General features: G+C 66.0%; 13 protein-coding genes. 4 read left to right on the forward strand and 9 right to left on the reverse strand.

Annotated features, from left to right (window positions below):
* The coding region (locus VMS96_09205) for a DinB family protein (protein ID HVP43600.1) at positions 1-446 on the reverse strand (446 nt) is incomplete at its 3' end.
* 194 nt (positions 447-640) lie between these two features.
* Positions 641-1,762, reverse strand: coding sequence for a kelch repeat-containing protein (locus VMS96_09210; protein ID HVP43601.1), 1,122 nt, complete (start codon positions 1,760-1,762; stop codon positions 641-643).
* Between the two features lie 79 nt (positions 1,763-1,841).
* Here VMS96_09210 and VMS96_09215 point away from each other — a divergent pair, with 79 nt between their 5' ends.
* On the forward strand, positions 1,842-2,708 hold the full coding sequence (locus VMS96_09215; protein ID HVP43602.1) for an SAM-dependent methyltransferase: 867 nt from the start codon (positions 1,842-1,844) through the stop codon (positions 2,706-2,708).
* Positions 2,709-2,761: 53 nt separating this feature from the next.
* Here the strand turns inward: VMS96_09215 and VMS96_09220 are convergent, their stop codons facing one another.
* The 5 genes from VMS96_09220 to VMS96_09240 form a co-directional block, all read right to left on the reverse strand.
* Positions 2,762-3,868 (reverse strand): NAD(P)-dependent alcohol dehydrogenase, encoded by a 1,107-nt coding sequence (locus VMS96_09220; GenBank protein ID HVP43603.1) that lies wholly within the window; start codon positions 3,866-3,868, stop codon positions 2,762-2,764.
* Between the two features lie 138 nt (positions 3,869-4,006).
* Positions 4,007-4,210, reverse strand: a complete 204-nt coding sequence (locus VMS96_09225; GenBank protein HVP43604.1) for a hypothetical protein — start codon at positions 4,208-4,210, stop codon at positions 4,007-4,009.
* A gap of 226 nt (positions 4,211-4,436) precedes the next feature.
* Positions 4,437-7,976 carry a 2-oxoacid:acceptor oxidoreductase family protein gene (locus VMS96_09230; protein HVP43605.1) on the reverse strand — a complete coding sequence of 1,180 codons (3,540 nt, stop codon included), beginning with the start codon at positions 7,974-7,976 and terminating at the stop codon, positions 4,437-4,439.
* 16 nt (positions 7,977-7,992) lie between these two features.
* Positions 7,993-8,226: a hypothetical protein gene (locus VMS96_09235; protein ID HVP43606.1), complete on the reverse strand. Its 234-nt coding sequence runs from the start codon at positions 8,224-8,226 to the stop codon at positions 7,993-7,995.
* Positions 8,223-8,678: a hemerythrin domain-containing protein gene (locus tag VMS96_09240; protein ID HVP43607.1), complete on the reverse strand. Its 456-nt coding sequence runs from the start codon at positions 8,676-8,678 to the stop codon at positions 8,223-8,225. The genes VMS96_09235 and VMS96_09240 overlap by 4 nt, the downstream gene beginning before the upstream one ends.
* Before the next feature lie 327 nt (positions 8,679-9,005).
* Here VMS96_09240 and VMS96_09245 point away from each other — a divergent pair, with 327 nt between their 5' ends.
* The gene (locus tag VMS96_09245; GenBank protein HVP43608.1) at positions 9,006-9,761 is read left to right on the forward strand and encodes a Crp/Fnr family transcriptional regulator; all 756 of its coding nucleotides are present in this window, start codon (positions 9,006-9,008) and stop codon (positions 9,759-9,761) included.
* 91 nt (positions 9,762-9,852) lie between these two features.
* Here the strand turns inward: VMS96_09245 and VMS96_09250 are convergent, their stop codons facing one another.
* Entirely contained in the window at positions 9,853-10,272 is a 420-nt protein-coding gene (locus VMS96_09250) for an STAS domain-containing protein (protein HVP43609.1), read from the reverse strand.
* A 513-nt stretch (positions 10,273-10,785) separates the two neighbouring features.
* Here VMS96_09250 and VMS96_09255 point away from each other — a divergent pair.
* Both VMS96_09255 and VMS96_09260 read left to right on the forward strand, forming a co-directional pair.
* Positions 10,786-11,385: a tetratricopeptide repeat protein gene (locus tag VMS96_09255; GenBank protein ID HVP43610.1), complete on the forward strand. Its 600-nt coding sequence runs from the start codon at positions 10,786-10,788 to the stop codon at positions 11,383-11,385.
* A gap of 3 nt (positions 11,386-11,388) precedes the next feature.
* Positions 11,389-11,922 (forward strand): hemerythrin domain-containing protein, encoded by a 534-nt coding sequence (locus tag VMS96_09260; protein HVP43611.1) that lies wholly within the window; start codon positions 11,389-11,391, stop codon positions 11,920-11,922.
* Positions 11,923-11,928: 6 nt separating this feature from the next.
* Here the strand turns inward: VMS96_09260 and VMS96_09265 are convergent.
* Positions 11,929-12,448: hypothetical protein (locus VMS96_09265; GenBank protein HVP43612.1), on the reverse strand; the 520-nt coding region annotated here is incomplete at its 5' end.

A 12,448-nucleotide genomic window follows, 5' to 3' on the forward strand; every position in this document is an offset into this window, starting at 1 on the left:
TGGTCGGCCTGGTCGGCGTTGATCTCGAGCAGGAGCTCGGCGCGGGTCATCTCCTCGCCCCACGGAGTCTTCAGATTCTCGCCGAGAGTCTTTTCGCTGACCTTCGACAGCACGCCATCGCAGTAGGCGACCGACTGCTCCAGGGCGGCGACCAGCTTGTCCTTGGGATCGGTGTCTTTCAGGTCGGGCTGGGCGTGTTTCTCGCCCGCCACCAGCCCGCAAAGCCCGTTGTTGGAGCGCGCGGTGTGGAAGACCATGTGGCCGAAGGTCATCTGCCCGGGCGTGGCCTTGAAGCCGTACTTGTCGGCGGGCATCTCCTTGGCGGCGGCCACCAGATGGCGGGCGCGTTCCATGATCTGCTTGCGCGCCGCCGTCACCACGGGACCGCTCTCCTGGGCCAGCGCCCCGGCGGTCATGGTCAGCAACAAGAGGAAGACTCGTAACATGCATCACCCCCGGCGTGACAATGTACGCCATGCGGCGAAGGAAAACAAAGGCGAGTAAGAACGAAGAAGGCAGATTGCAGAAGTCACTTTTGGGAGATCCGAGCGACCAAGGTGGCGGCCAGCGACTGTCTGCGAGATCCTTCGCGGGTTGAAACCCGCTCAGGATGACAAGGGAAACAACCGCTTGACTGCGCCTAGGGCCGGTAGATCCACGCCTGTTGGGTAGAAAGCGGACCGTTAGGACGCCCGCCGCCGGGGCCGTAGCCGCCGGCGATGAGCACGCGTCCGTCGGGCAGCAGCGTGGCCGAGGCGAAGTAGTGCCGCCCCTCGACGCTGCCGGCGCGCACGAACCTGCCGGAAGCCGCCTGGTAGAGCTCGACTTGGTCGGCGCCACCGGCGACCAGCACATTCCCGTCCTTCAACCGGGTGACGGCATCAGGCAGCTTGAAGCGCGCGAACTCCATCTCGCCGGCGGGAGTGAACCGGCCGTTCTGCGGGTCGAAGACCTCGACGCTGCGCACCGGATTCCAGCCGCCGTCGGGAGAGCCCCCGACGACCAGCACGCGCCCGTCGGGCAGCAAGGCGGCGGCATGCTTCATGCGGGGCGCGGTCATCTCACCGGCCGGCTGCCAGGCCGCCGACTTGGGATCGAAGATCTCGGCCTGACGCAGGTTGCCGCCACCGGTCACCAGCACCCGGCCGTCTTTCAGCAACACCGCCTCGCGCGCGAGGCGGGGCGTGTGCATGCTGGCGGTCGCGGTGAAGCGGTTGGAAGCCGGATCATAGATCTCGGCGCTGGCGAGCGTGCGCTCGTCGTGATCGGCTCCACCCGCGATCAACACCTTGTGGTCGGCCAGCACGACCGCCGCGTGACCGGTCCGGGGGCCGCTCATGTTCGGCCCGGGGGTGAAGCGGCCGGTCTGCGGATCGTAGATCTCGGTGCTGGCGACGATGCCGGGGCCGCCTTCGCGGATCCGGCCGGCCAGGCCTCCGGCGATCAACACTTTGCCGTTGGGAAGAAGTGTGGCGCTGTGTCCCACGCGCCGGGAGAGCATGTCGCCGGTGCCGGCGAAGCGCCCGGTGGCGGGATCGAACAGCTCGGCGGAGCTCAGGAAGACACCGTTCTCCACCATGCCTCCGGCGATCAAGACGCGGCCGTCCTTGAGCAGGGTGGCGCTGTGGTCGGCGCGGCGGTCGTGCATGCTGCCCGTGGGCGCGACCTGGCCTTGCGGGGCGGCGCCGGTCCGAGAGCTGCCCATCAGCAGCAGCGCGAGCAGCGGGATCGAGGCGAGAGCTATCCGGCGAGCTGCAGCCATGCCATCCTCCTCGGGACTGCGATACCGGTGAGACGCCGGGGAAGTATAAAGGTTATCGAGGGTGTATGATGCCCCGGCCTTGGCCGCCGGTCCCATCCGCCACATCTCCGACACCGCCCTGTGGGTGGCGGTGTACCGCGCGCAGGAGAGCGAGCGCGCCGACGCCGTCTTCCGCGATCCCTACGCCCGCAAGCTGGCCGGAGAGCGGGGGATGCAGATCGCCGCCTCCATGCCCACCGCCCAACGGCATTCCTGGTCGTACGTGACTCGCACCTGGGTGATCGACCGCGTCGTGGAGCGCGAGGTGCACGACGGCGCCGACCTGGTCATCAACCTGGCGGCCGGCCTCGACACCCGGCCCTATCGCATGCCGCTCCCGGCAGCGCTGCGCTGGGTCGAAGTGGACCTGCCTGACATGCTGAGCTACAAGCAGGAAGCGTTGGCTGGGGAGAAACCGGCCTGCGCGCTGGAGCGTGTCGCGCTCGACCTGACGGATCTCGAAGGACGGCGCGCGTTGTTCCAGCGTCTCGGCGCCGGGTCCCGGCGCGCGCTGCTGCTGAGTGAGGGGCTGATCATCTACTTCGAGGCCGAGCAGGTTGCCGAGCTGGCCCGCGAGCTCAGCGCGCAACCTGGGTTCCACCGCTGGGCCATCGACCTGGCCTCGCCGGCGCTGCTCAAGATGCTGCAGAAGTCTCTCGGAGGCCAGCTCCAGCAGGCCGGGTCGCCGCTCCGGTTCGCTCCTCGCGAGGGACCGCAGTTCTTTGTTCCTTGCGGCTGGAAGCCGGTGGAAACGAGCTCCCTGCTGCCCGCCGCTGCCAGGCTGAAACGGCTCTCATTCGGCATGCGGCTGTTATCGCTGCTGCCCGACCCCGCCGGCCGCAAGCCCGACAAGCCCTGGGGCGGGGTCGTCGTGCTGGAGAACGCGGAGCGGGGGAGCACAAGATAAGTGGGGCCGCGGAGAATCTCCGCGGCCCGTTTGGCGAAACGACGCTCCGGTCCTCAGACCAGCGAGGCCAGGTCGATGACGAAGCGGTACTTCACGTCGCTCTTGAGCAGCCGCTCGTAGGCCTGGTTGATCTGCTGGATGCCGATCAGCTCGATGTCGGAGGTGATGCCGTGCTCGGCGCAGAAATCCAGCATCTCCTGGGTTTCCTTGATCCCGCCGATGCCGGAGCCGGCAAACTGCCGCCGCTTGAAGATGAGGCTGAAGACCCCGACCGGCAGCGGATGCTCCGGCGCTCCCACCATGGTGAGCGTGCCGTCGCGCTTGAGCAGCTCCAGGTAGGCATTCAGATTGTGCACCGCGGAGACAGTGTCGAGGATGAAATCGAAGCTGGCTGCGTGCTTCAGCATCTCGGCTTCGTTCTTCGAGACCACCACCTCGTGAGCGCCCAGCCGTAATGCGTCCTCGGTCTTGTTGGGCGAGGTGGTGAACAGCACCACGCGGGCCCCGAAGGCGTTGGCGAACTTCACCGCCATGTGACCCAGCCCGCCCAGGCCGACCACCCCGACCTTCTGCCCCTTGCGCACGTTCCAATGACGCAGGGGAGAGTAAGTAGTGATACCGGCGCAAAGCAGGGGCGCCGCGCCCGCCAGGTCGAGCCCCTGGGGCACGCGCAAGACGAACGCTTCATCCACGACGATGCTCTCCGAGTAGCCGCCGTAGGTGACGCCTCCCAGCTGCTTGTCCTCGCTGTTGTAGGTGAAGGTGGCGCCGACCTCGCAATACTGCTCCAGGCCCTCGCGGCAGCTGGCGCAGCTGCGGCATGAATCCACCATGCAGCCGACCGCGACGATGTCGCCCTCTTTGAACTTCTTGACCGCGCTCCCCGCCTTCACCACCCGCCCCACGATCTCGTGGCCGGGCGTGCAGGGATAGACGGTCGGCATCACGCTCTTCCATTCGTCTCTGACCGTGTGCAGGTCGGAATGGCAGACACCGCAGAAGAGGATCTCGATCTGCACATCCTGAGGTCGCGGGTGTCGGCGCTGGATGGTGGCGGGCGCAAGCCCCGAGGTCGCGCTCCGGGCCGCGTAGGCTTTTGCGGCATAGCTCTTTTCCGTTTGTCTCTCTTGCACCGCGGTAGCTGAATCGGGCTGGCTCATGGAGAAAGGCTCCTTCCTTCGAGGATTCCATTGAAAGATGCAACCGGTGGCAATCGGTCGCTAAATGTGGCGACCCCCTGCGCCGTCGCGGAGGGACCTGCTGTTGTCAGATGGCAAGGGCTGGTAGCAGTACGTTGGCTAGGGCCGACCTCTGCTGCGGCGGTCGCCGGCGCGGCGGTCCTGCCCGGAGCGCACCGGACTTCCCGGCGGCGGCGGAACGTCCACCTTCCGGCGCTCTTCCCGCGACCGGATCACTCCCTGCCGACGCTCCTTGGGCATTTCTTCGCGGTGTGCCTCTGCCTTCCTTTCGAGTTGGTCACTCTGGCGCAGGGCTTTCTCCATTTTTGTATGCTTCTCTGCCATGCCGCCCAGCTTACGCCCGTCTGGGCCGTGGCCGCCAGTCCCTCGGACGAACCGGGAGGGCCGCCGAGGGTAATCCGCGGCCCGTTGAGAGGAACAGACGCGCCGGAAAGGCAGTCGTCAGTCCTCAGTCGTCGGTCGCCAGCAAGGTGTGTGTGGCACGGCCGTGCAGCGCGGGCGGCACGCCCGCGCCACACAAATTCACGATTTACCTTAGCCCCGCCAGCTCCTGCAGGCGATGCCAGTTGTACAGCCGATCTTCCTGCGCGTACTTCAGGAATTCGTCCGCCTTCCCTTCCTTGTCGAAGTGCCGCGAGAAGCGGCCCTCGGTCTTGGCGAAGGAGATGAAGTCCACCGGCTGGTTGGTCCGGGGATCGACGTACCAGTCTTCCTTCATCGCCGGATTGCCGGCCAGGCTGAGGCGTTCGGAAAGCTTCTCGCCCTTCCGCGGATCGTAGGTGAACAGGGGGAAGGCGCGGCTCTCGACTGCCAGCTTCGACTGGATGAGCGAATGGTCGTCGGGCACGCCATGCTCGGGCTGGCAGGTGGTATAGGCCACTACCAGCGCTGGCCCGGGGAAGTCGTTGGCCGCCATGATGCTCTTGTAGAAGTGGTTCTGGTGCGCGGTGGTGGTCTGGGCCACGAACACCTCGCCGTGCATCAGGCCGATCTGCGCCAGCTCCTTGCGGTGCTCGCGCTTGCCCGGCTGGGCGGAGCCGAACTGCGCCATCTTGGCGTCCTGGCCGGTGAAGGTCGAGGTCGAGGTCTGGCCGCCGGTGTTGCTGTACACCTGGGTGTCGAGCACCAGCACCTTGACGTCCATCCCCGAGGCCAGCAGGCGCGACAGCGACTGGAAGCCGATGTCGTACATGGCGCCGTCGCCGCCGATGCACCACAGCCGGCGCTTGCTGTGTCCTTCCTGGTCCCAGCGCAGCCGGATGCCCATGGCGTCGGCGGGCGAGTTCTCGAACAGCGAGTTGGTCCACGGCACCGAGAACGGGTTGAACGGGTAGGTGGAGCCGTACACCGAGTTGCAGCCGGTGGAGGCCACGATGCCGATGTTGTCCGCCCCGTACACGAAGCCGGTGGCGGCCAGCATCAGGCGGATGGCGGTGGCTTCACCGCATCCCATGCAGGAGCCGGCGCCACCCGCGAACAGCAGGGAGCGGCCGGCCAGCATCATGTCGCCCAGCGCCTTCTCGTTGAGGTACCTCGCAGGCGTCTCCGGCAGATGATGGTAGAGGTCCATGCCCAGGTCGTACTTGGCCATGCCGTTCTTGGGGACCATCTTCAGGGCTTCGTGCTTGCCGCAGGCCACCACGCACTCGCCGCATCCCTTGCACTTGTCGGGATCGATGAAGATGCTGAACAGGCCTCCGCCCTCGCCCTTCTTCTCGGGAATGTCAAAATATTTCGTCGTCTTGACGAAGCCGGCGCGCAGCTGCTCGCGCACGTCCTCGCGGACCTTGGCCAGCTGCTCGTCGAGCACCTTGGGCTCAGCCACCTTGCCCAGGATGGCGGTGTCGGGACAGACGTTGACGCATTCCATGCAACCCACGCACTTGGCGGCAATCAGCTCCGGGATGTCCGGCGCCAGGGTGCGGAAGCTGCGCCGCGACGCGCTGGAGGGAGGCATCAACGAGCGGGCCAGGAATTCATCGGCCTCGAGGTCGGCCTCGCGCCCGCGGGCGTAGCTGCCGATCACGTGGTCGCAGAAATCGTTGGCCACGCAGGGCGCCGTCGGGTTGGCGAAGTGCTTGAAGACGATGTCTTCTTTCTTCTGCTCGGCTTCGTCCTTCGCCGGCGGCTCGATGAGCGTGACCTCGTCGAAACCGCGCCGGGCCGCCACCATGTTGTCCTTCACCACCTGTCCGCCACGCTTGCCGAAGTACTTGGTGAGCGTCTTCTCCAGCGAAGCGAAGAGCTTCTTGTCATCGAGCCCCGCCTTTTCGGCAAATGGAGTCAGGCGCAGGAAAGCGCCCAGCAGCACGATGCCCTGCATGCGAATCTGCAGGTCGAGGCGGCTGGAGCACTCGCGCGCGATCTTGCCGGCGTCGAGGGCATACAGCTGGAGACGCCGGGCACGGATGGCGCTGCGCGCCGACGCCGGCAGCGTCGGCCACACCTGCTCGGGCGGCTGCTGTGACTGCAGGTAGATGACGCCGCCGTCCACCAGCCCGGCCAGGGGGTCGCCCGACAGGAACGCGTTCTGGTCCTGGATGGCGACGAACTCCACCGTGTTGATCTCGGCGTGCAGCCGGATGGGCTGGGGCGCCAGCGTCAGCCAGTAGCTGGTGGGCAGGCCTTTCTTCTCCGAGCCGTACTTGGGGAAGGCCTGGGCGTAGAGTCCGAACAGGTCGGAAGCCACCGAGGCGATGACTTTGTTGGTGGTCACCGAGCCGAAGCCGCCGACCGAGTGTCCGCGCAGCGAGAACGCGCCCGCGGGACGCACATCGGGATCGACGACGATGGGCAGCGAGTCAGCATGCTTCACGCCCAGCACGAAGAAGCGCTTGGCGTCGCGACGCTCCATCGCGTCGGCGACGGCGACGAAGTGTCCGGGACGGACATCGCGCCCGCCCAGTCCGGCCACGCCGGAGTACACGTCGGGGATGCGCTCCAGGCGCGCGCCCGCGGGATCGATCTGGGCGTCGGCGAAAGCGGCCTTCAGCTCCGCGGTCAGGGGATTCGATTCCGCCAGCGGGATGTCGGCGCGCTCCACCACCGCCACCGCGCGGCAGCGGCGCAGCGCTTCCACCAGCTCGCGGCCGGGGAACGGCCGGAAGCTCACGACCGTGATGCAGCCGACCTTCTTCCCATGCTTGCGCAGGTGGTCGACCGTGGCCTCGACCGTCTCCATCATGCTGCCCATGCCGACGATGGCGTACGCGGCGCCCTCCATCCGGTAGGGCTTGATGAGGTCGTATTCCCGGCCGGTCAGTTCGCTGAAGTCGCGCATCGCGCCCACCAGCCGCGGCGCCACCGTGTCGTAGAAATACCTCTGCGCCACCTTCCCCTTCATATAGGAATCCTGGTTCTGGACGCAGCCGGTGAGGACGGGGCGGTTGGGATCGAAGAAGGACTTGATGCGGTCGGCGGGCGCGCCCACGAACTCCTTCATCAGCTCGGGCTCGGGGAGCTGGATGGTCTCGAGGGTGTGGGTGGTGAGGAAACCGTCCTGGATGTTCATGAACGGGGTCTCGGTGTCCTCGGCGGCGCGGCGGGCGATGAGGGCCAGGTCGGCGGCTTCCTGGGCGTTGCGGCCGAAGAGCATGCCCCAGCCGACGTCGGCGACACCGTACACGTCGTCGTGGCCGCAGTGCACGTTGAGCGAGTGCGAGGTCAGGGCGCGGGCGCCGATATGGAAGACCACCGGCAGGCGCTTGCCGCTGATGACATACAGCACTTCCTTCATCAGCAGCAGTCCCTGGCCACTGGTGAAATTGCTGACGCGCCCGCCGGCCAGCGCGAAGCCTTCGCAGGCCGAAGCCGAGCTGTGCTCCGACTCCGGCTCCAGGAAGCGGATGGACTCGCCCCAGAGGTTTGTCTTGCCGTTGGCGTATTCGGTGGCGAAGCCGTCGCCCATGGGGGTGGAGGGAGTGATGGGATAGGCGCAGGCGCCTTGCACGATGTTGGCGTCCACCCAGACGACGGCCCCGGAGCCGTCCACGGTGGAGGTGATGCCGGGATACTTCACCGTTGTTTTCTGCTTTTGCGTCTTTTCCGGTACTGCAACCGTGCTAGCCAAGGTATTCCTCCATGTATCACTTGCGCCGGGGCGCGGCGTGGGTATGAATGCGGCAATGAATGGCGTCGCGTCCGCCGGCGATCTCGATGGTGGGTGGGGTGATGAAACGATGCAGGTGAACCAGGTGCTCGGGCCCCCATCCTTCCCGCGCTTTCACCGTCTTGCCGAACATCTTCGTGGGGGCTGGACTCAGCTCCCGCTTGCTACGCGAGACAGCCGAGGGCGGCTGTCCCACACGAACACTGCTCATAAGAATCCGTCCAGCTGTTCTTCCTCCAGCGCGATGTGGGTGGCCAGGTCGTGGGTCAGCTCTTCTCCCGCCTGCTGCACCTGGCGCAGCGGGGGCTGGCCGTGGTTGCCGGCTTCCAGCCGCGCCACCGCGCCGGCGAACTCCTTCACGCGCGCGGCAAGACCCTGGTGTTGGAGGCGCATCTGGCGGGAGAACTCGGCCAGCTCGGGACTGACGGGGACGACCGCGTCCAGCACCGTGGTCTCCTCGCGCCGGAAATGCGCGGTCAGGAACTCCTCCAGGCGGGCGAGGCTGCGGCGCAGCCGGCCGGCGCCCAGGGGATCGACCGACAGAGTGTTGGGGCCAAGAGCTTCGAGGGCGACGGCCAGGTCGGCGAGCCGCATCAGCAGCTGCTGGTGCTCGTTGTGGATGCGGGCGGAGTCGCTGCGAAAGGTGTTGGGAAATGTCGCCATGGCCGAGGTCTTCGGCGCCTGAGCCTTGGGGTGCGGCGCCTGGCTGAGCCGGAGGTCCAGAATCCAGATCGAGTGTGCGCCCCGGATGGGACTGTCGCCGTGAGGCTTGTCACCGTGGAACGTGACCCCCGTCACAGCGCCTATAGACGGCGGGAACCACACTACGTGAGAGCACAGGTAGCCAGGCCACGAATGAGCCCATGGCCTGGAGCCCTCATCGGTGGCTCCGGCGCCGGCCGGTCCGAGACCCCACACTCCGCTGCGCCTCGCCGGGGCCACCGCTCACCGGAGCGCCTGCTGCTAGAGGCGCTTCCCCGGAGAAACCCTATGAATGCGATCCCAGCCCGGGTGCACGGCGGCAATCACAAGCCGGCGGCCCCCTATGGCCTGCGGGTGGTGGACAATTGCCAGACCTGCGCCAACCGGCAGAAGACGGTGTTTTGCCGCATGCCGGTCGATACGTTGCGCGAATTGAACATGATCCGGCAGACGGCGCTGTATCCACCGGGGGCTCTGCTGTTCGTGGAGGGCGAGTCGCCCCGGGGATTATTCGTGCTATGCAGCGGCGAAGCCAAACTGACCGCCAGTTCCAAGCAGGGCGAGAGCATCATCCTGCGGCTGGCGGAGGCGGGAGAAGTGCTGGGACTTTCCAGCGTGATCGCGGGAACGTCCTATACGTCCACGGCGGAAACCCTGACCCCGGCGCAGATCGCCTTCGTGCCGGCGCGCAAGTTCCTGCGCTTCGTGCGCACCCACCACGACGTGTCGCTGCGGGTGGCGGAGCACCTGTCGATGGAGCTGCACAAGTCGTGGGAGCAGGCCCGGCTGCTGGCCCTGGCCCCGAGCACGCGGGCGAAATTGGCCCAGCTGCTGCTGGAGTGGGCCGACGAGCACGGGAAACAGGACCCCACGGGCATCATCGTCCCCTTCCACATGACGCACGAGGAGATCGGCAAGATCATCGGCGCCTCGCGCGAAACCGTCAGCCGGCTGCTCTCCGATTTCCGGCGGCGGAAACTGATCCGGGTGAAAGGCAGCACCGCGGTGGTGATCCCGGAGGAACTCCGAGCAGCATTGAACTAGGTTTCATACATACTTCATAAGCCCCTACGCGGCCGACGGCGGCCGCGTTGTTGTTTGGCCGTGAGCCCCGGGTCGTGAAGACCAGGAGCGTTCATCCAACCGGCAAATCGGCCCCGCGCGCAAGACTCGGACCGGCGACGTGCCCGGCTTCGATATCCACTGCACCCGTTCGACGGCCGAATCCGAATAGAGCCGCCAAGTCCTCGCATGTGAAGATCTCGAATGCGATATCCAATCCTGCGAGTTGAAGCACCTTGCGCACCAGGGCGGGCGGCTCCATCAGCTTCAGTTGGATGCCGTTGTGGAGGGCCCACCTAAAGATGGATGCCAGAAGCCCCACGCCGCCGGCATCGATGCCAACCATGTCGGCGACATCAAGCACAATGACCTGCTTGCCGGTCCGAAACGTCATGGCGCTTGTGAGCCTGGCAGTCGCCTCGCCGCGTAGAAGCCGGCCCGAACAGCGCACAATCGCCAATTCCCCAAAATCGTGGACGGTCACCCAGAACATACTCAACCCCCGATTCGCGGTTGTTCCTCTGGCAATCGCCCTTGTACCGCGCAAGAGGCAGACTAGACGCTGTCGGCGGCAGTAGTCCTTTGGCGGAGCTTAAATGTTGCTGATAAATTTCTGGAAGCCGGCCGCCGGGTCCCTTCCAGTCCCGAGAAGACTCATAGCTGTCACAAGAGGCCACCTTCGGCCCGCGCGGGCGCCCAGCCGGCCGGAGGATGGACAGCCCTGGCCGGGGGTGGCTCCTCTGTAAAGACGACCCAGAAACGTGGGAAAAGGCACTCCCGCAGGGGTGATATTTCGCAGCCCGACCCCTGGCCTGCCGAACGACCGTTCGGGAAAACGAGTATAAGTCGTTGATAACAGATGTCTTAGCTTTGCCTCAGTTCTTCTGACAAGGCTCCCGTTTTGGCATCCCAGATGCCCTTACTCTAATCGTTACGAATCAGGCAAGGCTGGGCTCAGAATGATCCTGGAGTGTGGGGAATGCAGCAAAGAGCGAGTAACCAAGGGATGGACAATAAGTCGTGGACGGCCCGAGAGGCTTATCTGCTGGCCATGGTCACGCTGTTCGTGGGCCTGATCGCCGGCTACCTGTTCCACGGCAGTTCTACGCCTTCGACAACCACGGCGGCGGCGCCGCAGGTCGGGGGCATGCCGCCCGCTGCCCCGGACACGCTGCAATCACCTGAACAATTGAGAGTGCTGGTGCAGCCGATGCTGGACGCGGCCCGCGCCAACCCCAGCGATCCCGGGCCTCTGGTGCAGATCGGCAACACCTATTACGACCACAAGTTCTACGCCGAGGCCATCACCTACTACCAGAAGGCGCTGGCGCTGAAGCCCAACGACGTCAACGTGCGTACCGACCTGGGCACGGCCCTGTGGTACACGGGCTCGGCCAAGGAAGCGGTGGCGGAATTCGAGAAATCGCTCAAGGTCGATCCCAACCACGCGCAAACCCTGTTCAACATGGGCGTGGTGAAGCTGAACGGGCTGAACGACAAGAAGGGCGCCATCGCCGCCTGGCAGCACCTGCTGGATGCGAATCCCAACTATCCGGACCGGCAGAAGGTGCAGGAGATGCTGCAGAAGGCGAAGGGGCAAGGCTGAGCCATGAGCGAGACCGCATCCATCCAGCAGCTCCTCGACGACCATAAGTACTCGGAGACGCGCTTCGCCGAGCTGGAGGGCCTGCTGCAGGAGTTCAAGCTCGACCATTCCTGGACGGCCGAGCGGGTGCGCACCTTCGAAGCTTTCGCCCAGTACTTCCGGGGCGAGCTGATCGTGCACATGCGCAAGGAGGACGAGATCCTCTATCCTGCGCTGGAGGAGTTCCTGCCCCGCGACGTGGGCCCGCTGATGGTGCTGCGCACCGAGCACGACGACATCGTCTCCAACTTCAGCCGCATGGAAAAAGCGCACCAGCTCATGCTGCAGGGCAATCTCCGCCCCGAGGTGGTGCAGAAGTTCCTGTTCTTCGGCGCCACCCTGCTGCAGATCCTCCGCGACCACGCCTACAAGGAAGAGCGGATCCTGTTCCCCATGGTGGCGCGCTTCCTCAAGCCCGACCTGGATGCGCGCATCGCCGGCGACATGGAGACGCTGGCCCGCTGCATCCGGGAGAACGTCGAAGCCGGCCGGGCGTAAATCCCCCTACCTCAGATCCTTCAGATCCTCGGCAGCCTGGCGGAGATCGCCGGGGCGGCCGAGATCGCGCCAGCGGTATTGGTCGGCGCGGAAGCCGGCGATCTTCTCGCCTTGTGCCGCCAGGCGGAGGTAGCAGGGGACGATGGGAAAGGCGCGCTGCTCCGACATCAGCGAAAAGATCCGAGGAGAAATGACGTGGATGCCGCAAAAAGCCAGGGCCTGGGGCTGCGGGCAGGGACGCGCCATCTCGGGCGCCAGGTCGCCGGAGTGGCGGCCGCACAGCAGCGAATCGCGGTCGAAAAGCAGGTAGCGCGAGGACTGGCGCTGCTGCACGGCGAGGGTGGCGAGCGCGGCGCGGCGGCGGTGCTCCTCAGCCAGGCGGGCGAGGTCGATGTCGCTGATGACGTCCACGTTGTGCACGAGGAACGGCTCGTCCGGCCGCTCGAGGAAGAACCACGCCGCCTTCTTCAGCCCGCCGCCGGTGTCGAGCAGCAGGTCGTCCTCGCGCGAGAGCTCGATGCGCATG

This window comes from Terriglobales bacterium, from assembly GCA_035543055.1.
Classification (GTDB): Bacteria; Acidobacteriota; Terriglobia; order Terriglobales; family Acidobacteriaceae; genus JAIQFD01.

What these genes read in the sequence shown, in the direction of transcription:
- VMS96_09255 (HVP43610.1), top strand. Translation starts at nt 10,786, where the DNA reads ATGGACAATAAGTCGTGGACGGCCCGAGAGGCTTATCTGCTGGCCATG.
- VMS96_09240 (HVP43607.1), bottom strand. Translation starts at nt 8,678, where the DNA reads ATGGCGACATTTCCCAACACCTTTCGCAGCGACTCCGCCCGCATCCAC.
- VMS96_09210 (HVP43601.1), bottom strand. Translation starts at nt 1,762, where the DNA reads ATGGCTGCAGCTCGCCGGATAGCTCTCGCCTCGATCCCGCTGCTCGCG.
- VMS96_09250 (HVP43609.1), bottom strand. Translation starts at nt 10,272, where the DNA reads ATGTTCTGGGTGACCGTCCACGATTTTGGGGAATTGGCGATTGTGCGC.
- VMS96_09235 (HVP43606.1), bottom strand. Translation starts at nt 8,226, where the DNA reads ATGAGCAGTGTTCGTGTGGGACAGCCGCCCTCGGCTGTCTCGCGTAGC.
- VMS96_09225 (HVP43604.1), bottom strand. Translation starts at nt 4,210, where the DNA reads ATGGAGAAAGCCCTGCGCCAGAGTGACCAACTCGAAAGGAAGGCAGAG.
- VMS96_09220 (HVP43603.1), bottom strand. Translation starts at nt 3,868, where the DNA reads ATGAGCCAGCCCGATTCAGCTACCGCGGTGCAAGAGAGACAAACGGAA.
- VMS96_09245 (HVP43608.1), top strand. Translation starts at nt 9,006, where the DNA reads ATGAATGCGATCCCAGCCCGGGTGCACGGCGGCAATCACAAGCCGGCG.
- VMS96_09260 (HVP43611.1), top strand. Translation starts at nt 11,389, where the DNA reads ATGAGCGAGACCGCATCCATCCAGCAGCTCCTCGACGACCATAAGTAC.